Origin of the sequence: Pedobacter sp. N36a (assembly GCF_014472395.1) — a bacterium.
GTDB lineage: Bacteria > Bacteroidota > Bacteroidia > Sphingobacteriales > Sphingobacteriaceae > Pedobacter.
On the sequence record NZ_JACSZW010000002.1, the window covers coordinates 220,424 to 244,704 of the forward strand.

A 24,281-nucleotide genomic window follows, 5' to 3' on the forward strand; every position below is an offset into this window, starting at 1 on the left:
ACTAATTTTCTTTCCACCAGTTGTAGTAATTGTGGTCTGAATCTAGTTCAAAGCCGCATTTTGGGTATAACCTATTGCCGATGTCATTCGTTTTCTCTGTTTCTAATAATAATCCACAGGCATTCGTTTCGTCGCAGTAGGTTTTACATTTATCTATTAACGCTATAGATAAGCCGCGGCCACGGAAATCAGGATTTACAAATAAGTCGCTCAAAAGCCATTGACGCTGTAAAGCTTTGTAATGGAATAATGGATACAATTGTGCAAATCCAGCAAATTTGCCTTCAACTTTAATTAGAAAGGTAACGGTTTCATTGTTTTTGATCCGCTCTTTCAGAAATGCTTTTCCCTTTTCTACATCTGAGGCTTGTCTGTAAAAGACACGGTATTGGTCAAATAATTCGGCGAATTCATTCAAATGATCTAGGGTAGCGGTTTCAATTGTGTTCATACTTTTAAAATTTAATGGGGTTTAACTGCCGCAAAACTGGGTTGTTTTAGGTGGATTCAAGTCCTCCAGTTTTGATAATTGTAGCTGGGCCAGATGAATTAGCAATCAATTAATGCCAGAGATCCTGCAGTCCGGTGCAATAGATTGCTTTATTAAGGAAATTTGGATAGTTTTGGCAATCGCAATTGTCTTTCCATGCTGCTTAAAAAAGTCTTCATGCTACTTTTTCTTTTTATCCTTGGAATTTCCAGTAGCGCTTCGCTTTCTGGAAGGCTGTATACTGCTGCGGTTTCAAATGCGGCTCCTTTTCAAAAGGCGAAACTAGACAGTTTACTGAAGGTGTTGGATCATGCCATAAAAAACAAGCAAGTGTTTGCGGACAGGAGGGAAGCGACCATCAGTCAGCTAAAACAGCAGCTAAACTCCATCCGTACATTACCAGAATCCACACGTTTATCAAAAGAATCCGATCGCTTATCAAAAGAAAAGATTTACGAGGTAAATGGGAAACTGTACGAGGCCTATAAACCTTACCAAAGTGATTCTGCCATCCGCTATGTCCATTACAATCTGGAAATGGCTAGCGACTTAAAAGATCCACTGAAGCTAGCCGAATCAAAAATTCAACTTTCAGCGCTCTATTCTATCGCAGGAATGTCTATGGATGCATCGAGCATTTTAAGAAGTTTGCATGCAGATCAGTTGAATGCAGCGTTGAAAATTGGCTATTATCAAGCCTATAAAGACTTATATAGTAACCTTGCCGATTACCATAATGTGAATTCTGACCAGTACCGACAATACAATGCGGCTTATAGAGATTCCTTGCTGCACATGCTAAGTCCATCTTCCAAAAACTATCTAGGCGTTTATGCAGAAAAATTAAGCATCGCAGGTGAATACCGGGAAGCTGAAAAGATCTTGCTCAGTTTGTTATCTGGATTGAAAACAAAAAATCATGAATATGCGATTTGGAGTTCTGCATTAGGGAATGTCTATAAAAAGGAAGGGAATACCTTACTGCAGCAAAAATATTTCGCCTTATCGGCCATTTCTGACTTGGAGAATGCGATTAAGGAGAATACTTCCTTACAGGCTTTGGCCATTTCACTGTATGAAAGCGGAGATTTAGACCGTTCCTACGGTTACATCAAATCCTCTATGGAAGATGCAATTTTCTGCAATGCCCCTTTACGTACGATTGTCATCTCAAAGATTTTTCCCATCATTGATCTGGCGCACCAGGCCAAAGAGAAAGCCCAACGAACACAATTACTGGCTTTATTGGTGCTGATCAGTGTGCTTTCCGCAGGTTTAATCGCTGCGGTAGTGTATGTATTTCAGCAGATGAAAAAACTGGAGAAAAGCAGATTGGAATTGCAGGAAGTGAATGGGCTTTTAAAGCAATTAAACCAGGATTTACAAGGCGTAAATCAGCAATTGAAGGGAACGAACAGTAAGTTAATGGAGGCCAACAGGATTAAAGAAGAGTATATCGGGAACTTTTTAGACCTCTGCTCCAACTACATCAATAAACTGGAGGATTACCGGAAAGGTTTAAACAAAAAGGCGAGCACAGGCAATCTCGAGGTACTTTTCAAAACATTGAAATCTACGGAACTGATGACTACCGAACTGAAAGCATTGTACAAGAATTTCGACGATACTTTCCTACACCTGTACCCGGATTTTGTAACGGCATTTAATAATTTACTGGTCGAAGAAGAACGTTTTGAGCTTAAACCTGGGGAATTAAACACAGAACTCCGGATTTTTGCTTTGTTGAGACTCGGCATTTATGATAGTGCAAAGATTGCTGCATTTCTTCGCTGTTCTATGAGTACGATTTATAATTACCGCACAAAAGTGAGGAATAAAGCGCTTGTCGCAAGGGAAGATTTTGAGAATTACGTGATAGAAATCGGCACAATATCTACATTTTAAGGCTTGGTTTTGCTTGTTAATTTATTGTGATTCAGTTCGTTGATATTAATTTGTGTCTACATTTTCAAACTGCTCAGTTTTTTTAGCTGATTTCGCGGTTACTTTTGAATGAGCAGCCCACTGTTGGGTATGCCCGCCAAATTTAATATTTAAACCTATCTTAGGTATGAGCAGTTATCATTTTCGAAATCCCATTACTATTACCGGAATCTCTAAGTTAATTCTTATGATTTGTTTCTGTTACAGCACCAGCTCTCTACAGGCGCAGGAGCTAAAATCTCCCGATAAAAACCTGACTTTAAAGTTCAGTCTTGGGACTGCCGGCACTCCTGTATATGAGCTTTTCTATAAAGGGAAAAGCGTGATTAAACCCAGTAAATTGGGTTTTCAATTGAAAAATGCGGATGATCTCTTGAATGGCTTTGAAATCGCTGATACGAAACAAAGTACATTTGACGAAAGCTGGAACCCAGTTTGGGGGGAGCAGAAAACCATCCGTAACCATTACAATGAACTTGCAGTGACAATTAAACAGCCTGCCAGCGACCGCTTTATCATTATCCGCTTTCGCTTGTTTAATGACGGCTTAGGATTTCGCTATGAATTCCCTGCACAGAAAAACCTGAACTACTTCACTGTAAAGGAAGAAAAGACACAATTTGCTTTAGCTGGAGACCATAAAGCTTTCTGGCTTCCTGGTGATTATGATACGCAGGAATACAGCACCATCACCTCTAATCTTTCTGAAGTCCGTGGGAAAATGAAGGAAGCGGTGACGCCAAACGTTTCTCAAAAGACATTTTCGGAAACTGGTTTGCAGACACCTTTAATGATGAAAAGTAAGGACGGTCTTTACATTAACATTCATGAGGCCGCATTAATTAACTATTCTACGATGTCTTTAGAGCTGAATGATAAAGATATGGTGTTGGAATCGGTATTGACACCGGATGCAATTGGTGATAAAGGGTATTTGCAGGCGCCTACTCAGTCGCCATGGAGAACGATTATTGTGAGCGATAAAGCAGCTGATATTCTCCTGTCTAAAACGATCCTGAACCTCAATGAGCCTACTAAATTTAAAGATGTTTCCTGGATTAAGCCGATTAAATATGTTGGGGTATGGTGGGAAATGATCACTGGGAAAAGTACCTGGGCCTATAACGACCTGGATAATGTGCAGCTGGGCATCACTGATTACAGCAAGACTAAACCAAACGGTAAACATGCTGCAAATACCAAACGTGTGAAAGAGTATATTGATTTCGCAGCAGAAAATGGTCTGGATGCCGTATTGGTAGAAGGATGGAATGAAGGCTGGGAAGATTGGTTTGGAAAAACAAAAGACTATGTTTTTGACTTCGTGACTGCTTATCCTGATTTTGATGTGAAGGAATTACATCGTTATGCGGCCAGTAAAAATGTGAAAATTATGATGCACCATGAAACATCGTCTTCTGTACGTAACTATGAGCGTCATCTGGATACAGCCTATAAATTTATGGTGGATAATGGGTACAACGCGGTAAAAAGTGGGTACGTAGGTAATATTATCCCAAGAGGGGAACACCATTACGGACAATGGTTAGTAAATCACTATCAGTATGCCATTGAAAAAGCTGCGGAGTATAAAATCATGGTGAATGCACATGAGGCCGTAAGACCTACAGGATTGAGCCGTACTTTCCCAAATCTTTTGGCTAATGAATCAGCAAGAGGCACGGAATACGAGGCTTTTGGAGGTAATAACGCGGATCATACGACGATTTTACCTTTCACCAGGTTAATGGGAGGTCCGATGGACTATACACCAGGAATCTTTGAAACAAAGGTGAGTGCCTATAATCCTGAAAATAACTCTTTTGTACACAGTACCCTTGCCCGTCAACTGGCATTGTATGTCACCATGTATAGTCCGCTGCAAATGGCGGCTGATTTACCGGAAACTTATCACAAGTTTAAAGATGCTTTTCAGTTCATCAAAGATGTAGCTGTAGATTGGGACGATACGAAAGTACTGGAAGCAGAACCTGGAGATTACATCACTTTCGCTAGAAAAGCCAAAGGAACGAACAATTGGTTTGTAGGGAGTACTTGTGATGAACAGGGACGGGTTTCCAAGGTCAATCTGGACTTTCTGGATGTCAACAAGAAATACCTGGCAACAATTTATTCGGATGCAAAAGATGCTCATTATGAGAAAAATCCTCAGGCTTATGTGATTAAAAAAATGAAGGTCGGCAAAGGCACTAAATTGACTGAGTATTGTGCGCCTGGCGGAGGTTATGCCATCAGCATTATTGAAGTTAAGTAATCCCTATATCTATAAGAATAAGGCGCTTTCGTTCTAAACGAAGCGCCTTATTTATTTGCGTAGAATTTCTATTTTTGGGATCTTATGGAAGCAGCACAAGTTTACATCGTCCATGGCTACATGGCCAGCACTACAGACCATTGGTTTGAATGGGTACAGGCATCGCTTGAGAAGGAAGGAATAGCAGTTCATATTTTAGCGATGCCGGATTCCAGCAAGCCAGATCCTCAGGCATGGGTCAACTATTTAAAAGAAAACGTGACGTTCAGCGACCAGACCTACTTTATAGGTCATAGTTTAGGCTGCATCTCCCTGCTTTTATATTTAAACCGTTATCAATTGAAGCCAGCAGGAATGATCCTGATTGCCGGATTTTTAGAGAAGCTGAGGGATATTCCCGACTTAGACGGTTTTTTGGAGGAGCAGATCTCCATTCCCGGGCTGATTCAAAATGTGCCTAAACGATTGGTAATAGGGGCGGAAGATGATTACATTGTTCCTTTCGAGCTGACTCAAAAGTTAGCGGAAGCGCTGGAAGCACCGATCATTGCGGTCGCCGATGGAGGGCATTTCCTTGGAAAAGACGACTTTAAAACTTTTCCGGTACTGTTAGAAAAACTGAAAATAATGATTAAATCGGCATCATGAAGATCAAATTAATTCTAGGTATAACGGCAGGTCTCTGTATCGCCGGACTGCTGGTTTATAATGTAAGTCCGGAGCCTGAATTACCTGCCAATGCGGAGATTGACTCATTGGTGGTTTATAAATCAAAAAAACAGCTGCTGGCTTATGCGGGCGGCCAGCCAATAAAAACCTACCAGATTTCTCTTGGGGCTACCCCTCAGGGACATAAAACCTATGAAGGCGACCAGAAAACGCCGGAGGGCAGGTATACCATCAATGCGAAGAACGCCAAGAGTGGCTACCATAAAAATCTGGGTGTTTCTTATCCAAATGAACAAGATATCGCTAAGGCGAAAACATTGGGAAAAGCACCTGGGGGAGATATTAAAATCCATGGTCTTAGAAATGGCCTGGGGGCAATCCATAAATTACAGCGCCTATACAATTGGACGAATGGCTGTATGGCCCTGACCAACCCGGAAGTTGATGAGCTGTATGCTTCGGTTAAATTGGGTACACCCATAAACATAAAACCATGAAAGAACATTGTGCTTCCAGGTAATTCTTGGTATATTTAAATCGGTGCTTTGTGGCAGCATCCTTGGTTTTGAACTGGAAATCCGCGGGAAATCTGCTGGGTTCCGTACCCTGGCATTGATCTTTTTCGGAGATTTAGTAATTAAATTCAAGTTCCGCTGCAAACTTAAAAGTTCAATACAATCTTACCATTTACGCCGCCCGCGGAGACCAGATCCTGTGCTTCCGCCGCATCTGAGAGGTTCATGATCTTGGCGATTTCCACCTGGATTTTATGAGATTCTACCAGTCGCTTTCCAAAGTCTAACTTTTTATGGTCTCCTCTAGCGCTGATAAACTTTGCGGTAATTCCATGTTTTAAGGCCAGTTGATCATCTGTCGGCATGACAATACTCAATAATTTCCCTCCTTTTTTGACCAAAGGGTAAGATTTTAGCTGCGTCTCTCCACCTACGAGATCAACGATCATATCCAGGTTTTCTACCAGTTCACTGAAGTCCTGTGCTTTGTAATCAATCACTTCATCAGCACCTAAATCATGGATCCTGACCAGTCCGAGGCCGGAAGCTGTGGCGATCACATATGCCCCGAGTGCTTTTGCCATTTGTAAAACAATATTACCTACACCGCCTGCGGCACCATGGATTAATACCCTTTCTCCTGGGTGTAAATGCCCTGTTTCTACCAGAATACTGTATGCTGTATTTAATGGGACTGCCAATGCTGCGGCTTCATTCATGCTCACGTGATCCGGGATTAGGGAAACCGTTTCTTCGTTAATACAGACGTATTCCGCATAAGTGCCATGAGTAGCGGTCGCAAAAACCAGATCGCCAACTTTAATCCGGGTCACTGCGGATCCTATCGATTCTACCATTCCAGACGCATCAGTTCCAGGAATATGTGGGAATTTGATGGGTACAAAGGCCTTCATAGCACCAGCGCGATTCTTGATGTCAAAAGGGTTGATGGTGGTGGCCACCACTTTAATCAGCACTTCATGTGCTTTTGGGACAGGTTTCGCAACTTCTTCTAATTGTAATACAGAGGAATCTCCATAGGAGTGAAATTGAATGGCTTTCATAAAGTTTAATTAAAACTATCTGAAATTACGAATTAATACAGGAAAAATCATTTCTTTTTCCCTTATCCTTGGGCGAAAAGTGAATAAATCCTATCTTACCGGCTAGAACCATAAATAAAACCTAACCCCTTTACAATGAATAAGAATTTTTTTGTGATGGCTGTCACTGGCTTGCTCAGTTTTGGATCAGCTGATGCGCTTATTGCCGCTCCATACCTTACAAATATTACCGCTATACGAGATATTCCTGGCAAAGATCTGATTGGCCGTTGGGATCTTACCGTTGATGAAAACGGGAAATCCGCGCCTTCCTGGCTGGAAGTGAAACTATCCGGCAACCGTACATTGGTAGGCTATTTCGTTGGCGCTTCCGGCAGTGCCCGCCCGGTATCAGAACTGAAGTTCCAAAATGGTAAATTCAGCTTTAGGATCCCACCGCAATGGGAAGGCGGGAATCAGGATTTCGTGATTGAAGGAGAACTGAAAGGTACAGGAATTGAGGGTACTATGCTCACCAGTGAAGGCAAAACATACACTTGGAAAGGGGTAAAGGCACCGTATTTGAAAAGAACCAGCCCTGTTGTCTGGGCAAAACCTATTCAACTATTCAATGGGAAAGACCTGACTGGCTGGAAAGCTTTAGGGAAAAACCAATGGGTAGTGAAAGATGGGGTATTGACTAGTCCGCAATCTGGTGCCAATCTGATCTCTGATCAAAAGTTTGAAGATTTTAAATTACATGTGGAATTCAGGTACCAGAAAGGAAGTAACAGCGGCGTTTATTTAAGAGGCCGATATGAAGTTCAGATTGAGGACAGCCCGAAAGAAGCACATCCTTCCAGTGTTTATTTCAGCGGGATTTACGGATTCCTGCCACCTAGTGAAATTAATGCTTTAGGTCCTGATCAATGGCAGAGTTACGATATTACTTTAGTAGGCAGAATGGTTACGGTTGTTGCCAATGGCAAAACAGTGATTAGTAATCAGGAAATTCCAGGAATTACTGGCGGCGCATTAGACAGTAATGAAGGCGAACCAGGACCGATCTATTTCCAGGGTGACCATGGACCAATCGAGTTTAGAAAAATAGTGATTACTCCAGCTAAGAAATAAGCTGATGTCTATATTATCGGTTATCAGGTGTACACCTGATAACCGATATGAATATTCCCTTACAGGGCTCCCAAGGTCTGTTTTTTCTTAAAGAATTTGCATATTGCATTCATGTACAAATTTACCTTGGAATTGTTGTTTCAGATCATTGGAATCAGCTCTGCTTCCGGTTTACTGTTGAAAAATGATCAGCTGAACGTGATCTCCGATAACGGAACTTTTCTGTACAGCTATGAGATGAAAGCTGCCCATTTGAGCCGGCATCCTTTAGGCACCCAGCCTTCAGAGAACATCGTAAAAAAAAACAAGCCTGATTTTGAAGCCATCACCTCTTACGGAGATAAAATCTATGTTTTTGGCTCTGGATCTACCGCAAACAGAAACCAAATGGTCACTTTAAATGCAAAGGATAAACAAGTGATTTCAACAGATGATGTCTCGGAAGTATATCAGGAAATGAGGCGTGTTTCTGGAATTAATGCTGAAAATTTCAATATCGAAGGTGCAATTTTTACTGGGGCAGATTGGTACTTCCTGAATAGAGGGAATGGGGAATCCGGGAAAAATGGGGTGTTCAAAGTTTCCGGGCAAAAACCTATGGCAATTTCAAAAGTAAGCTTTAAGGAAATCGTATTGCCTTGGATTAAAGGTATTCCAGCTGGATTTACAGATGCCATCCTCATTGACCATCATATTTATTTTCTGGCAGCTGCCGAAGACAGCAATTCTACTTTTCAGGATGGAGCGGTATTGGGCACCTTAATTGGCAGGATCAATATGGATCAGATGGAGTTGGATTTTACGGAACAGATCAGCGACCGCCATAAATTTGAAGGATTGACCTTAAAGCAGCAAACCGTAGATGAACTGAGCTTTCTTCTTTGTGAGGATGATGACACCGATAAATTACAGGCCGACATTTATCAATTGAAGCTGAAACGATAACATTTTGCAAATGAAAAGTATTAAATGGGGAATGATTGGTTGCGGAGATGTAACCGAAGTTAAAAGCGGGCCTGCTTTTAATAAAGTGCCAAACTCATCATTGGTTGCAGTGATGCGTAGAGATGGGGGAAAAGCGAAGGACTATGCCGCCAGACATGGCGTACCTAAGTGGTATGATGATGCACAGCAGCTGATGGACGATCCGGAAGTTAACGCCATTTATATTGCGACCCCGCCAGCACAGCATGAAGCTTATTCTTTAATGGCATTTGCTGCGGGAAAACCCGTCTACGTGGAGAAGCCAATGACCTTAAATGCGGATTCAGCGATCAGAATGAAAACTGCGGCATCAACTGCAGGTATTAGATTATGTGTGGCCCATTATAGACGTGCTCAGCCTTTATTTTTAAAAATCAAATCCTTATTGGATGATCATGAAATAGGAGATATCCGTTTGGTACAGTTAAAGATGTTCCAGCCCCAGGATGCTGATATTGTCGCAAAATCAGCTAGCAATTGGAGATTTGATCCATTGATTTCTGGAGGAGGCTTGTTTCACGACCTTGCCCCCCATCAGTTGGATTTGATGGTTTTCTTTTTTGGAGAATGGCTTTCCGCTGCTGGATTGTCTCTGAATCAAAGTGGAATAGGGCAGGCAGATGATTTGGTAACCGGTCAGGTATTGTTTAAAAATGGAGTGGTATTTAATGGCAGCTGGTGTTTCAGCGTATCTGAGCAAGATAAAGCCGACCTATGTGAAATTATAGGAACAGCAGGGAAAATCAGCTTCCAGGTTTTTGGTCAGCAAATAAAATTGATTAAAAATGGGATTGATAAGGTCTACGACTTTAGCCCCCTGCAGCATGTACAGCAACCCATGATTGAAAAGGTGACCGCTTATTTCTTAGGGCAGGGAGAAAACCCTTGCTCTGCCGAAGAAGCAATCCTGTCTATGCAGCTGATGGATCGCTTTACAGCGAGGCCTTAGTGCTTTTCTGGGCCTGGCTGATCTGTTCCGTCTTTACCTTCTTTAAATTCACGGATTCCTTTTCCCAGGCCACCCAACAGTTCAGGGATCTTTTTACCGCCGAAAAGCAGTAATACAACAACCAGGATAATCAGGATTTCCTGCGTACCTAAAGCAGCAAGTATAGGGGTATGTAACATCATTTGTGTGTTTTATATATTTGGGAAACTAAACTTTTTCTTTAACCTCTTGTGCTGTTGCTTCATTTTCTATATCGGACAGGTTGATGTTTCTATGGATTTCTCTTTTGACACCCTCAGAAGCATCTTTGAACTCACGAATGCCCTTTCCCAGGCCCTTTGCCAGTTCTGGAAGCTTTTTGCCGCCAAACAATAAAAGGGCCACTGCCAGGATGACCATAATTTCCCCACTGCCCATATTTAAAAATTCTGCCAACACCATATCTATATCTTTAAAGGTTTTAACAAAAATAATTGCAGGAGATTAAAGCTGGATTAAAACGAAATTAAAGTTTGATATAAGCTCATTGGCTGCTGCGCTTTCTAATGAACTAGCATTGCTAAGCTTGTTAATGTTTCAAATAAGAGGGGGCACAGATAGTTTAAACGCGAAATCTACTGATTTGACTAAATTATTAGTGTTATTTGATAAATAATTATAATTTTGGGTATAAATTAAATTTTAAATAAATCTTCTTTTATCTTTTCGCTATCATGGATCATATATTGGAACAGCCTATAATGTTTAAGAACTTAGAAATTGCAAATTTATCTATCGGTGACAAGCTTGTCAATATAGGCGAAGTCCTGGAAATCTCAGAAAATGAAGAGTGTTATTCTTTGGTTATTGCCAGAAGAGGCCAGCGACAGGTCTGGACATTTGACAAAGAGCAAGAAGTGTACGTTTGCTAATTACGATATGCTTTGATGAAAGAGAAGGTCTTAGCTGTAGTGCTTAAATGCAGCAGGTGTCAGTCCCGTATTCTTTTTAAAGTAATTGTTGAAATGAGCTGGGTAATCGAAACCCAGGCAATACCCAATTTCCGCTACATCCCAATCCGTTTGTTTCAACAACGTTTTTGCTTCCTCAACTACTCTGTTGCTGATCATCTGCGTAGTGGTTTTTCCAGTATGTGATTTAATCACATAATTCAGGTGGTTTACATGAATGTGAAGCTGAGCAGCAAACTCAGATGCACTCTTCAGCTTTAAAGGGTTTTCGGGAGAATCTACCGGAAATTGTCGTTCCAGTAAATCTAGGAACTTGGGGGTAATGTGGTCGGAAACGTCGGTAAGGGCAGGCGCAAGAGTCGCAGATTGGATCTTGATGCCTTCATGGATGATCAGCCTTAAAATACTCCTGATGACCTCATATTTATACTCGTAATCGCTTTTTAGCTCGGCAATTAATTGCAGGAAATATCCGTTTACTCTTTGGTAAGCTGGTTCATCCAAAAAGCAGTACGGAGAGATCATCGGATTAAACAATGGGCATATTCTTTCCAGCCCTTTTTTCAGCTCCGGCGAAATAAAAGAATCATTGAACAAACAATAATACCCTTCCTGGCTTTCAGAGGTAGATTCCCAGGAATAAGGAACTGTCGGGTTGGAGAAAACCAGGGCCGGACGATCAATTGGAATCACTTCATTTGCCACATGCAGTCGTCCTTTTCCAATCGTCAAACAGATCTTATAATGGTCTCTGCGGTTATATGGACTCATTTTACTGCAGTAACTTCGCTCCTTCACGTTAAAATGACTTGGATTGCGCGAGGTATTTAACAATTCGACCGGAACGATTTGGTTGGTCCTTTTGTAAAACTGATCAATGGTCTCAACAATTTGCATAACAGGATTTATTGTGGATGGAATGTTTCAAAGGTAACTTTTACGCGATAGTTTAGCAAGCCTTCATTTAGAATCCCATTTTTGTGTACTAACTTATATCGAATGACATTCAACGTCATGGATACTCAAAAAAAATGATACAGACCGAAAACTACAAACCGATCACTAAAACCTTGCTCAGCGTATTGCTGATGGCAGGTTTAAGTACCCAAGGATTTGCGCAGGAGAACCTGACTTACCAATTACCTCCTAAAAGCATTGTTGACCTGGTAGATGCGCCGACAAGCCCAACGGTACGTTTTAATAAAGACGGAAGCTTGATGCTGCTGCTTTCCTCACCAGGATATGCTTCCATCGAGCAGGTAGCTCAACCTGTAATTGGTTTGGCAGGCATTAGGATCAATCCTGCTAATAATTCTACGGAAGGAGAGGTTTCAGGCATTTACAGCGATCTGAGGATTAAAGACCTGAAAACCGCTAAAGAAAATAAGGTTGCCGGATTGCCGGAGAAAATGAGAATGACCAATATTAGCTGGAATGCAGATGGGAACTTTTTTGCATTCAGCAACAACACTTTAAAAGGGGTAGAGCTTTGGCTGGTGGATGTTAAAAATTTAAAAGCCAGCAGACTGACCAATGGTTTACTGAATGATGCCTATGGCACAACTTTACAATGGCATCCGGATGGCAAGCGTATTCTTGCTCAGTTTATCCTTCCATCCCGTGGAGATAAACCGGTAGAAAATATCGTACCTACAGGGCCGGTAGTTCAGGAAAATCTGGGCGTAGTAACCCCTTCTAGAACGTATCAAAACTTATTAAAAAACACCTACGACCAGGATCTGATGGGTTATTACCTCAGCTCAGAACTTCAGGAAGTAGACCTGAATGGCAAAACCACTAAAATTGCCGGCCCAGCCATTTATCGCAAGGCTGCCTATTCACCAGACGGGAATTTCCTGATGGTACAAACCATTGAGAAACCTTATTCTTATTTGGTTCCTATTTATTATTTCCCTTTCAAAACCACCATCCTGAATCCTCAGGGACAATTGGTAAAAGAACTGTACCATGCACCCCTAGCGGAGAAATTGCCAACAGGTTTTGATGCCGTAGCCATGGGCCCACGTGCTTATGAATGGAGAAGTGATGCCGCTGCAACGATCGTCTGGGCCGAAGCTCAGGATAAAGGCGATCCAAACCTGAAATCAGAAGTCCGCGATGCGTTATTTATGCTGAAAGCACCTTTTACAGCAGCTCCTCAAAAGCTGTACAGTATGGCTTCAAGGTATAGTGGCGTGGAATGGGGCAATCAGAACTACGCCCTGGTACAAGAACAATGGAGGAAAGACCGTGCTCAAAAAATGACGCTGATCAATCCAGAAAGCGGTAAAGTAGTCAAAGTGATTTCTACCAGATCTTCGGAAGATACCTATACAGATCCTGGAGATTTCATTTACGGTAAAGGGCCTTTCTCCGCAAAAGTATTGTTGTTTGATAAAGGTGCTCCAGGAGTAATATTCACTAAAGGAGCAGGTGCTTCTCCACAAGGCGATCGCCCTTTTATCCTGAAATGGAACCTGATTTCTAATCAACAGGATACTTTGTTCAAATCTAAATCTCCATATTACGAAGAGCCAGTGTTCTTTAACAATACGGGAAAGGTGTATATCTCGAGAGAATCTACGGAAGAAACGCCTAATATTTTTGCAGTCAACCTGAAGAACAAATCAGAACAGGCTTTAACCAGTTTTACTGATCCTTATCCGAGTTTAAAAGGCGTGCAAAAGACCTTGCTTTCTTACCCTCGTAAAGATGGAATTAAGCTTTCTGCTACTTTATACCTGCCAAAAGATTTCAAAAAAGAAAACGGCCCATTACCGGTATTGATCTGGGCCTATCCTCGTGAATTTAAAAGTCTGGCGGCTGCCGGACAGGTAAAAGGATCTCCGTACCGCTTCACCAGGCTGGCTTTCCGCTCACCGGTATTCTGGGTAACCAGAGGGTATGCGGTATTGGATCAGGCAGATATGCCGATTGTTGGTGAGGGAAAAGAAGAGCCTAATGATACTTTCTTACAGCAGATTGAAGACAATGCAACCGCTTTGATCAATTATGTGGTAGATATGGGCGTAGCGGATAGAGGTAGAATTGCAGTAGGAGGTCACTCTTATGGCGCATTCATGACTGCTAATTTATTGGCACATACCAATCTATTTGCTGCCGGAATTGCCAGAAGTGGTGCTTACAACCGTACCTTGACCCCTTTTGGTTTCCAGGTAGAGGCGCGTACTTATTGGCAGGCCATGGATGTTTACAATAAAATGTCGCCATTTAATTATGCGGATAAAATCAAAACGCCCTTATTGATGACTCACGGTATTGACGACGAGAATTCAGGAACTTTCCCGATTCAAAGTGAGCGCTTGTATAGTGCGATCAAAGGCCATGGCGGTACGGTGAGATTGGTGTTGCTGCCGAAAGAATTTCATGGTTACAGAAGCAGAGAATCAATTCTGCATACGTTCTGGGAGCAAGATCAGTGGTTAGAGCAATACGTAAAGAATAAAAAATAAGAATTAAATTAAAAATGCCCTTCCGATTTATTCGAAAGGGCATTTTTAGTATAGAAGAATAAAGACTAGTTGATGCCGCCTTTACGTGTTGGCTTCACTTGCGGAGGCCATACACCTGGTTCTCCGGTTCTTGGATTAACGGGTAAAATGCTTTTCTCTCTGGAGGTCGTTTGCGGGTCTTCACTCGCCATATAGGCTAGAATTGCAGTCAATATGGCATTGCTTCTCACATCATCAAAAACTACTTTATCATAAGTGTCTCTGTTGGTATGCCAGGTATAAGTTCCGTAAGACCAGCTATTGGAGCTCAGCGAGAAAGCGGGTACACCTGCAGCTACAAAGGACGCATAGTCTGAACCACCACCACCAGGAGTACCAGGGAAAGTGGTTGCGATCTGTTTTCTAATTTCTTCGGGCACAGCCGATAACCATTTTCCTAAATAAGAATAAGAGTTTAAAAAGCCTTGTCCGGCAAGGTTAACCACGCGGCCGGTACCATTGTCCTGGTTAAATACCACCTGGATATTTTTAATAATTTCCGGATGATCTTCTACAAATGCCCTTGAGCCGTTTAGCCCTTGTTCTTCACTTCCCCAGTGGCCTACAAGGATAGTTCTTTTCGGGTTTGGGTAGATCTTTTTCAAAATACGGATGGCTTCCATCATGGTGATGGTCCCTGTTCCGTTATCTGTTGCGCCGGTGCCACCATCCCAAGAGTCGAAATGTGCGGAAAGGATGACATATTCATTCGGTTTTTCTGTTCCTTTGATCTCTGCAATGGTGTTAAAGGTAGGAACAACGCCCAATTCTTTAGAACCTACATTTACACTGATTTTAGGTTTGTTACCTGATTCGGTTAGTCTGTACAGCAAACCGTAATCTTCTAAGGAGATGTCGATAGAAGGGATTTTTGTGGTATTTGCACCAAAGATTTTATTGACACCGAATCCAGAAGACCAGTTGCTGGTCACGACACCCAGTGCCCCAGCACTTTCGAATGCCAGTGCCAAAGCTTTCAGGTTAAGCCCGGTTTTGCTGATGCGGGAGCGCCAGGCATTGGTTTGTTCGGTTCTGTCTTTTTTCATTTTCTCGAAAGACTCCGGAGTCGCAAACTCCTGCCAGTTATAGTCTGGTCTGCCGGTAGGTTGATTCATGGAAAACATCACGAATTTCCCTTTTACACTTGGTAACCAGCTTTTGAAGGATACAGAATCGGGTAGGTCAGGATAAATGATCATTTCCCCAACCACGGCCTTTCCTTTTGTGCTTGGACTCCAGGCCAGTTGCATGCCTTCCAGAGATTTTATACGAGGATAAACCATGTCAATATGAGAAATTCCACGTTCCCAGCCACGCCATTCTCCCCATTGTTCGTTTTTAGCTGGAATACCCCAGCTGGTATATTTTGCGACCGCCCAGTCGTTGGCCTGTTTCATCTGAGGAGAGCCTACGAGTCTGGGGCCCACCATATCTAAGAGCTCATGGGCGAGCTTTTCCAGTTGAGAGTTTTCCGTGGCTTCCTTGACGATCAGGTCAATAGTTTCCTTTTTAGTTTGTGCATAGCTGACGTTTCCAGCGATCAGCATCGCCATAAAGAAGGCAGCGGTTGCCTTTTTTAATCCATTAACAGGAGGGGTTGTTGGTTTGGTTTTCATGATTTCTCAATTTAGGCATAAATGCTTCTATCCCATCAAAAAGTAACAAATTTGATACAATTGGTCGGTTTTAAAAAATCAAAAGGTTATCTTCGCAGAAAAAATTAAATGCTGGAAATTGTATATCAGGACGATCATCTGATTGCCATCAATAAACCTCATGGCTTATTGGTTCACCGTTCTTCTATTGCTAGTGATGCCACAGAATTTGCACTGCAAATGCTAAGGGATCAGATCAATAAGTATGTTAGCCCTGTACATCGTTTAGATCGTAAAACCAGTGGTTTGCTGCTTTTTGCTTTCGATAAAGAGACGGAAATAGCCATGCACCAGCAGTTTCAAAATGCGGAAGTGGAAAAAAAATACCTGGCAGTTTTGAGAGGTTATGCGCCTGATAGCTTGGAGATCGACTATCCATTGGCCAAAGAAAATGGCAATATGCAGGCAGCATTTACCGCTTTTGTGACTTTACAGCGCGCTGAGCTGGAGGTCGCCCTTGGAAAACACCCAACATCCAGATATTCCTTAGTGGAAGCTACGCCAACCACAGGAAGAATGCATCAACTGCGCAGACACTTTGCACATATCTTTTATCCGATTATCGGTGATCGCAAGCATGGCTGCAATAAACAAAACAAGTTTTTCAAAGAGCAGTGGGAGATGACGACGATGTTGCTGCATGCTTCAGAGTTGAAGTTTGTACACCCAGTGACCAAAGAAACCATCCATTTAAAAGCGAATGTTCAGGACGAGTTTAAAAGGGTCATGGAACTGATGAGCTGGACGCTTTAACCTGTTTTTTATTTTAGAATAGCTCTACTACATTTAAACTCAATACCATGTTTTCAAAAGATCAGGCTGCACAATTAAAACAGTCTTTCTGGACTACCTTCGGACAATATATTGCGCCTCACCAATCTGCTGAAGGGATGAGAATCAATTGGGTGAATTATAAGACAGGAATAAAGTACCTTCATTTTAAAATGTCTGTCGACAAGAAGTCCGCTTACATTGCGATTGAGATGTCTCATCCTGATCCAGGAATGCAGGAGTTGATTTTTGAGCAGTTTACTGCTTTTAAAACGATGCTGCATACGAGCCTGGGGGAAGAATGGGACTGGGAATTACTGACTGTAGATGAACATTATAAAACAGTGAGCAGGATTGTGAAGCACCTTCCGGATGTGAGCATTTTTAAAGAATCAGACTGGCCGGCATTGATCTCTTTTCTAAAACCAAGATTGATTGCATTAGACGAGTTCTGGTGTGATGCGAAGGATGGTTTTGATACTTTTAAATAGTTAATGAAATTCACCGAAATGCCAGAGTATTACAGGTGGGGCATGTGGAAAGCACTTATGTCCCCAATTCACCCCATTTGAATAGGGAAAGTGTAAGGCCTAAAATCGTTTCATGAACTCACAATAAGGTCTAATTGATTTAGGCAAAATTCTTCAAACATCGTCAATAAAACTAATTATTATAGCAAATAATACTATATTTGTTAGTAAATTATAGAATTATGTCTGAACGGATTAGAGAAAAGCTGAATATCCTTGCTGATGCTGCAAAATACGATGTATCCTGCTCTTCAAGTGGAGGAACAAGGAAGAACGACAATAAAGGTCTAGGTGATAGCCACGCTTCAGGAATTTGCCACACCTATACTGAAGATGGTCGCTGTGTTTCTCTTTTGAAAATTCTCCTGACCAATCATTGCATCTATGATTGTGCTTTCTGTGTTTCCAGAAAGAGCAATGATATAGAACGTGCAGCTTTTACCGTAGAAGAAGTGGTTTCCCTCACCATCAATTTTTACAGAAGAAACTTTATCGAAGGACTTTTTTTAAGCTCCGGAATTTTTAAGAATGCTGATTTTACCATGGAGCGCTTATTGAAGGTGGTGAAGAAACTAAGGCTTGAAGAGCGTTTTAATGGGTATATCCACCTGAAAACAATTCCTGGTGCAAGCGAAGAGCTCATTAGAGAAGCTGGACTGTATGCAGATAGAATGAGTATCAATCTGGAGATGCCGACAGAAAGTGGTCTTAAATTACTTGCTCCGGAAAAGAACCATGAGGATGTGAAGCGACCACTTGCCTTGGTGCAAAATCAAATCATACAGTTTAAAGATGAGAAAAAGCTAATTAAGAGTACCCCTAAATTTGTGCCTGCGGGTCAAAGTACCCAGATGGTGATCGGAGCAACTCCGGAAACAGATAAAGATATTATGCATACCGCAGATGCATTCTATAGAAATTTCTCGCTGAAAAGAGTTTACTATTCTGGATATATTCCTATTAGTTACGACAATCGCCTGCCACTGATTGGCACTCAACCTCCATTAATTCGTGAGAATAGATTGTATCAAACGGACTGGCTCATGCGCTTTTATGGTTTTCATGTAAATGAACTCCTGAATGATGCGAATCCTCATTTGGATGTAGATGTGGATCCGAAGTTGAGCTGGGCATTAAGGAACCTTCAGTATTTCCCAATAGACATCAATGTGGCTGCCTATAAAATGATCCTGCGTATTCCAGGAATTGGTGTGAGCTCTGCAAAAAAAATCGTACAGGCTAGAAAATTCGGAAAATTACGCATTGATCAATTGAAAAAAATAGGGGTGGCCTATAACAGGGCAAAACACTTCATCAAGTGTTCAGATAGCCCTTATCAGATGAAAGATTACCAGGCTACACAAATCAAGTCATTCATACTAGCGGAAAGCCAGGGTAAATATGCTAAGATTGATGTTCAGCAATTGATTTTGTTTTAACCCGACAATGACCAATGATATACGTGATCGATGGAAGCTTAGAAAGCTTGCTTTGTGCAGTCTTTGAATGGTTTGAAAGAAAACCGGGAAAGGTCAGCCTTCAGTTAGAAAAACACCACCAGCCAGATGCTTTTAGTGTGGAATTTTATGTACATAATGATAGCAAAAAAGCTGATCGGGTATGGACAGGGTTAAAAAAGAAATTAAATGCAGGCTGGATGAGGAGATTCTACTGCACTTTTCTTTCAGAATCTACTCAAGCTTATAACAGTTTATTTGAGTTTAGCTGCTATATATTTTCCAACCCAGTCGGGGCAGCAGCTAATTATGGTAATGTCCATGTACTGACGGTTGCACAAACCGCTAAGAAGGTAGAACGAGAAAAACATAGGATGGAGGCTTTCATCAGGTTTCAGCTTTCTGCAGATGGAATTTTCTACTGTGGAGTTGACCCAGACTTTAATGTACTCCCTTTAATTATGAACCATTTTAAGCATCGCTATGCGGATCAGCACTGGATCATTTATGATTTAAAAAGGCATTACGGCTTGTATTATAACCTAGAACAAGTAGAAGAAGTAAGCCTAAATCCAGAAGAGGAGAAAAATCTGAACAGACCTACAGCAGCGCTTCAGGACGGTAAAGAGCATCTGTACGCCACGTTATGGAAAGACTATTTTAAAAGTACTAATATTGTGGCCAGAAAAAACACCAAATTACACCTGCAGCATGTCCCTAAAAGGTACTGGAAATACCTTACGGAAAAAACAGGTACTTAAATTGCCATTGCAAAGCGGCGCTCGGGCAATTCCCTGTGTAACTTAAAATTTATACGGACAAAATCAGAAGCATTCGTATATATTTGAGCGCTGCGACACAAACAAAACACTTATGAAAAACTTTAAACTTCCTGCTTTTTTATTTGGCTTGCTATCTTTAACAGGATGTATGGGAAGTATGAACCCAACAGGTGGAAATTCAGCACCTGATTATCCCTATTTTATCACTAAAAAACCATTGGTAGTTAAAAAGATATGGGTTCCAATAGGAACAAAATTAGTGTATGAAGAGCAGTTTTTTAAAGAAGGAGAACAAGATAAAATATTGAATGAGAAAAAGCTCAATTCTATAGCACTTCCGACTGGGGAAACGATAGATTGGGCAGGTGTTCCAGTAACTTCGATTTCAAAGTTTTTCAATTCGGAAATGCGCGGATTTACAGTGTATGCAGACTTTGATCAAATGAACAAGGGCAAGGGTAGAAAAACTAAATTCTCTGAACTATGGCAAACCTGCAGTAATGATATAGGAATTACGGTGAAGGACATAGACGATTGGTCTTTTAACCCAAAAAACATTGCGGATGTGGAGAGCTGCAGTGTAAACTATCAGCGATATTTCAAGGATAGTCCAAGCCAGCAAGGCTTCTTGGATGAAATGTATTCCGAACTTATAAAAAACGGTTCCAAATAAAATCTGAAAATAGCAGACCTATACCTTGGTCAATCAGGTATCCGATTAGGGGAAATATAGTATCTTTGGCTTAAATCGGGGCTTTTGCTCTTAAATTATGCAGGCGTGAAGAATTTTCAACCAGAACTCAGGACTGTTAATGTGACCAGGTATGTGACCCCTTTACGCGAAGGGGGATCGATGCCTGCAATTGCAGAAGCAGATGACGACTTTTTATATGTACTCAAATTTCGTGGTGCCGGACAGGGATTACGTGCGCTCATTGCCGAGTTAATTGGCGGAGAAATCGCAAGGTTACTTGGCTTGAGAATGCCGGAATTGGTGTTTGCGCAATTGGAGAAAGATTTTGGTCGGATTGAACCAGATGAAGAGATCCAGGACTTATTAAGGACGAGTGTTGGGCTGAATCTTGCCTTGCATTACCTTTCAGGAGCGATCACTTTTGATCCATTGGTGAATCAGGTAGACGAAAAAACGGCTTCACAGATTGTGTGGATGGATGCGCTGCTGACCAATATGGACCGTACCGCCCGTAATACCAATATGTTGATCTGGCATAAAGAATTATGGTTGATTGACCATGGTGCTGCATTGTATTTTCACCATTCCATGGAGAACTGGGAAGAACAGGCCGTAAAACCTTTCAGCTTGATCAAAGATCACGTGCTGTTGAGCCAGGCTTCGCAATTGGAAGAAGTGAATGCTGTATTTAAAGCGATCCTGACTCCTGAAAAAATCAGGGCTGTTGTTTCCTTAATTCCAGACGACTGGTTGATCCGGGACAATACTTTTGACTCTATTGAAGCACACCGCGAAGTATATTCTAACTTTTTGGAATTGCGCCTCGCAAATTCAGATATTTTTGTAAAAGAAGCACAGAATGCAAGAGAAGCACTTATTTGAGTATGCCGTGATCCGCGTCGTACCAAGGGTAGAACGGGAAGAATTTCTTAATGTGGGCATCATACTGTATTGCGCTAAGCAAAAGTTTTTACAGACTTCATTTGAATTGGATGAGGGGCGTCTTGCTGCATTTTCCTGCAAACTGGATCCACAGGAATTGCTAGACCATTTACGTTCTTTTGAACTGATCAGCAAAGGAGGAAAGGCAGGAGGAACGATTGGTCAGCTAGATATGGCTTCACGCTTTCGCTGGTTAACAGCCACCAGAAGTACGGTGGTTCAGACTTCTAAAACTCATCCAGGTTTATGTTTGGATGCCCAGGAAACCTTGAAAAAACTATACGAGCAGCTGGTGCTTTAATACTTTATATGCTGGACGATTAACTGTTGATACCCATGGCGTAAAGGATGATGTTTACGCCAAATTTAGTGTTGTCTTCCGCCAGGAATCGCTTGTTGCGGAAGTCGTAATCCCATTCACAGCCATAGTCTTTGTTACTGTACAATACGCCAATGCGGTTGTTAATGGTAATGGCTTTCAGGTAATCATGTACCAGGTCGTCGCCCCAGCCGTTTAATTCAAAAGAAGTCGTAGGCGGGCCGTTCTCAAAATTGAAAAAGGAATGGTATATCTTATGCTGGTTAGGAATTTTTTTTAGTGCTGTTGGACCAAATAGGTTGCTCATTTGTGTTTCAAATGATTTGGCAAATAGCCCATCGATGTCATGGTTGCAATCGTCTACTAAGACAAAGCCGCCATTGTTTACATATTTCTTGAAATTGGCCGCTTCCTGCTGGTCAAATTGCACCAGCTTATGTCCGCTTAAATAGCAAAACGGATACTTGAAAAGGTCTTGACTACTCAATTCTACAATCTTTTCTTCAGGATCTAAAGGAATGGTGGTATATTCCAATAAGGAATTGAGCAGATTGGAGGGCATACGCTGATCCGTATCCCAATTCCCGGATTTATACTTTATTCTCGCAAATGTGAACTTTGATCTTTGCATCGTTCTAAAATAACGTCTATTTTCATTAGAAATAGGATTTTAGAGGATATATCTTGTAATTTTTTTGATATTCTGATCAAGGGATAGGAAAAAATACGTGGAGAGCCCTATATTGAATTACAATCGCTTACCTCATAAAAATCATTGCTTTGGAAATTTCAGAAAGTAACCTTAAAATCTTGATCCATAAAATTTCTCTATTAAAAGAAGAAATCCAAAAAGTGATCGTCGGGCAGGACGTCATCATTGAAGAAATGCTGGTCGCTTTGCTTGCCGGCGGACACTGCCTTTTAGAAGGTGTGCCTGGCCTGGCAAAAACGCTGATGGTACGCACCATGTCTCAAGCCCTGGATCTTTCTTTTAGAAGGATTCAGTTTACGCCGGATTTAATGCCAACTGATATCGTAGGTACAGAGATTTTAGAAGAAGACCATGTGACTGGAAAACGATTTTTTAAGTTCAATAAAGGGCCTTTATTCGCCAATATCATTCTGGCGGATGAGATCAATCGAACGCCGCCAAAAACACAGTCGGCATTGTTAGAGGCGATGCAGGAGTTTGAAGTCACTTATGGCGGACAAACCTATCCTTTAGACCGTCCGTTTTTTATCCTGGCTACCCAAAATCCAATAGAGCAGGCGGGTACCTATCCACTTCCTGAGGCACAGCTGGATCGTTTTCTACTGTACATTAAGATCGGATATCCTACAGCGGCCGAAGAAACCAAGATACTAAGCAGTACCACTGGTACTATTAAAAATAAAGTGCAGCCAGTAATCGGTGCAGACGAAATTAAGCAGCTTCAAGCCTTGACAAGAGAGGTGAGTATTAGTGATGATTTGATTGCGTATGTGGCAGAGTTGATCCGTGCCACCAGACCAGACACGAGTACGGTTGATTATGTGAAGGAATGGGTGCGTTGGGGTGCAGGTCCAAGAGCCGGACAAGCCTTGATCCTAACTGCTAAAGCCAGAGCGTTGATTCATGGACGTTACGCCGTAGGCATGGAAGATCTGCAAACGATGGCTTATCCAGTATTGAGGCACCGGATCTTGATGAATTTTAAAGCAGATGCAGAACAGGTGACCGCAGATATGGTAGCCGATGCGCTTCTGAAATCCATTTCAAGACCGAAAATCAACATTTAATGAGCAAACTGCTAGACCCGAAAGTGATGATGGCGATTAAAGAGCTGTCTTTGTCGGCAAAGATGACGATTGACGGTTTCATGAGCGGGATTCACAAAAGTACGGTGAAGGGGCCAGGATTGGAGTTTAGTCAGTACCGGAGCTATCAGCCCGGGGACGATCTACGCTCGCTGGACTGGAAAATGTTTGCCCGTTCAGACCGGTATTACATCAGGGAATCTGAGGTAGAAACTAATATTAGCATCCGCCTGCTGATCGATGCAAGTGCTTCTATGAACCATCAGGATGGCGATCATACCAAAATGGATTATGCACGTTATCTGGCTGCTTCATTAGCTTATTTAGGTAATTTGCAGGGTGATGCCATTGGTTTATACGTGTTTAAAGATGCAGGGATCTTTTCTATGGTGGCTAAACAAGATTTTCAGCACCTTGCGAGATTGTTTTATCAATTGGAACAGGTAAAGCCAGAAGGGACTTTCACAAAGCCCATCAATTATAAAGAACTCTATGCCGGGGCTCAAAAAAGAGAACTGCTCATCTTTATCACGGACCTTTATGAGGTAAATCAGGAGATCTTTGATCTATTGGATACTTTAAACACGCTGAAGCATGAGGTGTTGGTTTTTCATTTGATGTCTGGGAATGAAATGAAACTGGATTTTAAAGGATATACAACTTTCGAAGATTTGGAAACTGGAAAAACTATCCAGATTGATCAGGAGACTGCAAGGGCTGCTTATCAGGAAAATATGGCCCATTACCTGGAGCAAACCAGAACTAAAATGCTGGACAGAAGGATTGCTTATCGTCTGATACAAACGGATCAACCGCTGGATCAGGCATTGAGAGACTTTTTGAACCAAAGAAACAAATTAAAGATATAG

24 protein-coding genes are annotated in these 24,281 nt (G+C 41.7%); 17 read left to right on the plus strand and 7 right to left on the minus strand.

Going from position 1 to position 24,281, the window contains the following annotated elements; genetic code table 11:
* Position 1: 1 nt before the first annotated feature.
* Positions 2 to 451, minus strand: coding sequence for an N-acetyltransferase (locus H9X96_RS04740; protein WP_187665184.1), 450 nt, complete (start codon positions 449 to 451; stop codon positions 2 to 4).
* Between the two features lie 216 nt (positions 452 to 667).
* Here H9X96_RS04740 and H9X96_RS04745 point away from each other — a divergent pair, with 216 nt between their 5' ends.
* The 4 genes from H9X96_RS04745 (at position 668) to H9X96_RS04760 (ending at position 5,875) form a co-directional block, all read left to right on the plus strand.
* Positions 668 to 2,395, plus strand: a complete 1,728-nt coding sequence (locus H9X96_RS04745; RefSeq protein WP_187665185.1) for a DUF6377 domain-containing protein — start codon at positions 668 to 670, stop codon at positions 2,393 to 2,395.
* Between the two features lie 226 nt (positions 2,396 to 2,621).
* The gene (locus H9X96_RS04750; RefSeq protein ID WP_187665186.1) at positions 2,622 to 4,709 is read left to right on the plus strand and encodes a glycoside hydrolase family 97 protein; all 2,088 of its coding nucleotides are present in this window, start codon (positions 2,622 to 2,624) and stop codon (positions 4,707 to 4,709) included.
* An 84-nt stretch (positions 4,710 to 4,793) separates the two neighbouring features.
* Positions 4,794 to 5,357, plus strand: coding sequence for an alpha/beta hydrolase (locus H9X96_RS04755; RefSeq protein ID WP_187665187.1), 564 nt, complete (start codon positions 4,794 to 4,796; stop codon positions 5,355 to 5,357).
* Positions 5,354 to 5,875 (plus strand): murein L,D-transpeptidase family protein, encoded by a 522-nt coding sequence (locus tag H9X96_RS04760; RefSeq protein ID WP_187665188.1) that lies wholly within the window; start codon positions 5,354 to 5,356, stop codon positions 5,873 to 5,875. The genes H9X96_RS04755 and H9X96_RS04760 overlap by 4 nt, the downstream gene beginning before the upstream one ends.
* A 164-nt stretch (positions 5,876 to 6,039) precedes the next feature.
* Here the strand turns inward: H9X96_RS04760 and H9X96_RS04765 are convergent, their stop codons facing one another.
* Positions 6,040 to 6,957, minus strand: a complete 918-nt coding sequence (locus tag H9X96_RS04765; protein WP_187665189.1) for an NADP-dependent oxidoreductase — start codon at positions 6,955 to 6,957, stop codon at positions 6,040 to 6,042.
* A 135-nt stretch (positions 6,958 to 7,092) separates the two neighbouring features.
* Here H9X96_RS04765 and H9X96_RS04770 point away from each other — a divergent pair, with 135 nt between their 5' ends.
* The 3 genes from H9X96_RS04770 (at position 7,093) to H9X96_RS04780 (ending at position 10,003) form a co-directional block, all read left to right on the plus strand.
* Complete coding sequence (locus H9X96_RS04770) at positions 7,093 to 8,070, plus strand: DUF1080 domain-containing protein (protein ID WP_187665190.1); 978 nt, start codon at positions 7,093 to 7,095, stop codon at positions 8,068 to 8,070.
* Positions 8,071 to 8,181: 111 nt separating this feature from the next.
* Positions 8,182 to 9,015 (plus strand): hypothetical protein, encoded by an 834-nt coding sequence (locus tag H9X96_RS04775; protein WP_187665191.1) that lies wholly within the window; start codon positions 8,182 to 8,184, stop codon positions 9,013 to 9,015.
* A 10-nt stretch (positions 9,016 to 9,025) separates the two neighbouring features.
* Positions 9,026 to 10,003: a Gfo/Idh/MocA family protein gene (locus tag H9X96_RS04780; RefSeq protein ID WP_187665192.1), complete on the plus strand. Its 978-nt coding sequence runs from the start codon at positions 9,026 to 9,028 to the stop codon at positions 10,001 to 10,003.
* On the opposite strand, the gene tatA (H9X96_RS04785) is transcribed toward H9X96_RS04780, so the two are convergent.
* The 3 genes from tatA (H9X96_RS04785) to H9X96_RS04795 form a co-directional block, all read right to left on the minus strand.
* Positions 10,000 to 10,182 (minus strand): twin-arginine translocase TatA/TatE family subunit, encoded by a 183-nt coding sequence (gene tatA / locus H9X96_RS04785; RefSeq protein ID WP_187665494.1) that lies wholly within the window; start codon positions 10,180 to 10,182, stop codon positions 10,000 to 10,002. The two genes, H9X96_RS04780 and tatA (H9X96_RS04785), sit on opposite strands and share 4 nt — an antisense overlap.
* A 28-nt stretch (positions 10,183 to 10,210) precedes the next feature.
* Entirely contained in the window at positions 10,211 to 10,444 is a 234-nt protein-coding gene (gene tatA / locus H9X96_RS04790) for a twin-arginine translocase TatA/TatE family subunit (protein WP_187665193.1), read from the minus strand.
* Between the two features lie 500 nt (positions 10,445 to 10,944).
* Entirely contained in the window at positions 10,945 to 11,850 is a 906-nt protein-coding gene (locus H9X96_RS04795; protein ID WP_187665194.1) for an AraC family transcriptional regulator, read from the minus strand.
* Between the two features lie 134 nt (positions 11,851 to 11,984).
* On the opposite strand from H9X96_RS04795, the gene H9X96_RS04800 reads away from it, so the two are divergent.
* Entirely contained in the window at positions 11,985 to 14,426 is a 2,442-nt protein-coding gene (locus H9X96_RS04800; protein ID WP_222943830.1) for a prolyl oligopeptidase family serine peptidase, read from the plus strand.
* 65 nt (positions 14,427 to 14,491) lie between these two features.
* On the opposite strand, the gene H9X96_RS04805 is transcribed toward H9X96_RS04800, so the two are convergent.
* Positions 14,492 to 16,081 (minus strand): M20/M25/M40 family metallo-hydrolase, encoded by a 1,590-nt coding sequence (locus H9X96_RS04805; protein WP_255430996.1) that lies wholly within the window; start codon positions 16,079 to 16,081, stop codon positions 14,492 to 14,494.
* A 108-nt stretch (positions 16,082 to 16,189) separates the two neighbouring features.
* Here H9X96_RS04805 and H9X96_RS04810 point away from each other — a divergent pair, with 108 nt between their 5' ends.
* The 7 genes from H9X96_RS04810 (at position 16,190) to H9X96_RS04840 (ending at position 21,597) form a co-directional block, all read left to right on the plus strand.
* The gene (locus H9X96_RS04810; RefSeq protein WP_187665195.1) at positions 16,190 to 16,873 is read left to right on the plus strand and encodes a pseudouridine synthase; all 684 of its coding nucleotides are present in this window, start codon (positions 16,190 to 16,192) and stop codon (positions 16,871 to 16,873) included.
* A gap of 47 nt (positions 16,874 to 16,920) precedes the next feature.
* A complete protein-coding gene (locus H9X96_RS04815; RefSeq protein WP_187665196.1) occupies positions 16,921 to 17,382 on the plus strand; it encodes a DUF4268 domain-containing protein in 462 nt (153 codons plus the stop codon).
* 221 nt (positions 17,383 to 17,603) lie between these two features.
* Positions 17,604 to 18,860: a putative DNA modification/repair radical SAM protein gene (locus H9X96_RS04820; RefSeq protein WP_187665197.1), complete on the plus strand. Its 1,257-nt coding sequence runs from the start codon at positions 17,604 to 17,606 to the stop codon at positions 18,858 to 18,860.
* A 14-nt stretch (positions 18,861 to 18,874) separates the two neighbouring features.
* Positions 18,875 to 19,639 (plus strand): TIGR03915 family putative DNA repair protein, encoded by a 765-nt coding sequence (locus H9X96_RS04825; protein WP_187665198.1) that lies wholly within the window; start codon positions 18,875 to 18,877, stop codon positions 19,637 to 19,639.
* Positions 19,640 to 19,751: 112 nt separating this feature from the next.
* Entirely contained in the window at positions 19,752 to 20,333 is a 582-nt protein-coding gene (locus tag H9X96_RS04830; RefSeq protein ID WP_187665199.1) for a hypothetical protein, read from the plus strand.
* A 105-nt stretch (positions 20,334 to 20,438) separates the two neighbouring features.
* The gene (locus H9X96_RS04835) at positions 20,439 to 21,236 is read left to right on the plus strand and encodes a HipA family kinase (RefSeq protein WP_187665200.1); all 798 of its coding nucleotides are present in this window, start codon (positions 20,439 to 20,441) and stop codon (positions 21,234 to 21,236) included.
* Complete coding sequence (locus H9X96_RS04840; RefSeq protein WP_187665201.1) at positions 21,214 to 21,597, plus strand: DUF3037 domain-containing protein; 384 nt, start codon at positions 21,214 to 21,216, stop codon at positions 21,595 to 21,597. The genes H9X96_RS04835 and H9X96_RS04840 overlap by 23 nt, the downstream gene beginning before the upstream one ends.
* Before the next feature lie 19 nt (positions 21,598 to 21,616).
* Here H9X96_RS04840 and H9X96_RS04845 read toward each other — a convergent pair whose 3' ends face one another.
* The gene (locus H9X96_RS04845; RefSeq protein ID WP_187665202.1) at positions 21,617 to 22,246 is read right to left on the minus strand and encodes a DUF4159 domain-containing protein; all 630 of its coding nucleotides are present in this window, start codon (positions 22,244 to 22,246) and stop codon (positions 21,617 to 21,619) included.
* Positions 22,247 to 22,395: 149 nt separating this feature from the next.
* Here H9X96_RS04845 and H9X96_RS04850 point away from each other — a divergent pair, with 149 nt between their 5' ends.
* Both H9X96_RS04850 and H9X96_RS04855 read left to right on the plus strand, forming a co-directional pair.
* Positions 22,396 to 23,394: a MoxR family ATPase gene (locus H9X96_RS04850; protein WP_187665203.1), complete on the plus strand. Its 999-nt coding sequence runs from the start codon at positions 22,396 to 22,398 to the stop codon at positions 23,392 to 23,394.
* The gene (locus H9X96_RS04855; RefSeq protein ID WP_255430998.1) at positions 23,394 to 24,281 is read left to right on the plus strand and encodes a DUF58 domain-containing protein; all 888 of its coding nucleotides are present in this window, start codon (positions 23,394 to 23,396) and stop codon (positions 24,279 to 24,281) included. Before H9X96_RS04850 ends, H9X96_RS04855 begins: the two co-directional genes overlap by 1 nt.

Coding starts and splice junctions, on each gene's coding strand:
- tatA (WP_187665494.1), bottom strand. CDS start 10,182: ATGTTACATACCCCTATACTTGCTGCTTTAGGTACGCAGGAAATCCTG.
- H9X96_RS04745 (WP_187665185.1), top strand. CDS start 668: ATGCTACTTTTTCTTTTTATCCTTGGAATTTCCAGTAGCGCTTCGCTT.
- H9X96_RS04825 (WP_187665198.1), top strand. CDS start 18,875: ATGATATACGTGATCGATGGAAGCTTAGAAAGCTTGCTTTGTGCAGTC.
- H9X96_RS04750 (WP_187665186.1), top strand. CDS start 2,622: ATGATTTGTTTCTGTTACAGCACCAGCTCTCTACAGGCGCAGGAGCTA.
- H9X96_RS04845 (WP_187665202.1), bottom strand. CDS start 22,246: ATGCAAAGATCAAAGTTCACATTTGCGAGAATAAAGTATAAATCCGGG.
- H9X96_RS04840 (WP_187665201.1), top strand. CDS start 21,214: ATGCAAGAGAAGCACTTATTTGAGTATGCCGTGATCCGCGTCGTACCA.
- H9X96_RS04820 (WP_187665197.1), top strand. CDS start 17,604: ATGTCTGAACGGATTAGAGAAAAGCTGAATATCCTTGCTGATGCTGCA.
- H9X96_RS04770 (WP_187665190.1), top strand. CDS start 7,093: ATGAATAAGAATTTTTTTGTGATGGCTGTCACTGGCTTGCTCAGTTTT.
- H9X96_RS04775 (WP_187665191.1), top strand. CDS start 8,182: ATGTACAAATTTACCTTGGAATTGTTGTTTCAGATCATTGGAATCAGC.
- H9X96_RS04755 (WP_187665187.1), top strand. CDS start 4,794: ATGGAAGCAGCACAAGTTTACATCGTCCATGGCTACATGGCCAGCACT.
- H9X96_RS04795 (WP_187665194.1), bottom strand. CDS start 11,850: ATGCAAATTGTTGAGACCATTGATCAGTTTTACAAAAGGACCAACCAA.
- H9X96_RS04800 (WP_222943830.1), top strand. CDS start 11,985: ATGATACAGACCGAAAACTACAAACCGATCACTAAAACCTTGCTCAGC.
- tatA (WP_187665193.1), bottom strand. CDS start 10,444: ATGGTGTTGGCAGAATTTTTAAATATGGGCAGTGGGGAAATTATGGTC.
- H9X96_RS04765 (WP_187665189.1), bottom strand. CDS start 6,957: ATGAAAGCCATTCAATTTCACTCCTATGGAGATTCCTCTGTATTACAA.
- H9X96_RS04760 (WP_187665188.1), top strand. CDS start 5,354: ATGAAGATCAAATTAATTCTAGGTATAACGGCAGGTCTCTGTATCGCC.
- H9X96_RS04815 (WP_187665196.1), top strand. CDS start 16,921: ATGTTTTCAAAAGATCAGGCTGCACAATTAAAACAGTCTTTCTGGACT.
- H9X96_RS04830 (WP_187665199.1), top strand. CDS start 19,752: ATGAAAAACTTTAAACTTCCTGCTTTTTTATTTGGCTTGCTATCTTTA.
- H9X96_RS04810 (WP_187665195.1), top strand. CDS start 16,190: ATGCTGGAAATTGTATATCAGGACGATCATCTGATTGCCATCAATAAA.
- H9X96_RS04740 (WP_187665184.1), bottom strand. CDS start 451: ATGAACACAATTGAAACCGCTACCCTAGATCATTTGAATGAATTCGCC.
- H9X96_RS04855 (WP_255430998.1), top strand. CDS start 23,394: ATGAGCAAACTGCTAGACCCGAAAGTGATGATGGCGATTAAAGAGCTG.
- H9X96_RS04780 (WP_187665192.1), top strand. CDS start 9,026: ATGAAAAGTATTAAATGGGGAATGATTGGTTGCGGAGATGTAACCGAA.
- H9X96_RS04805 (WP_255430996.1), bottom strand. CDS start 16,081: ATGAAAACCAAACCAACAACCCCTCCTGTTAATGGATTAAAAAAGGCA.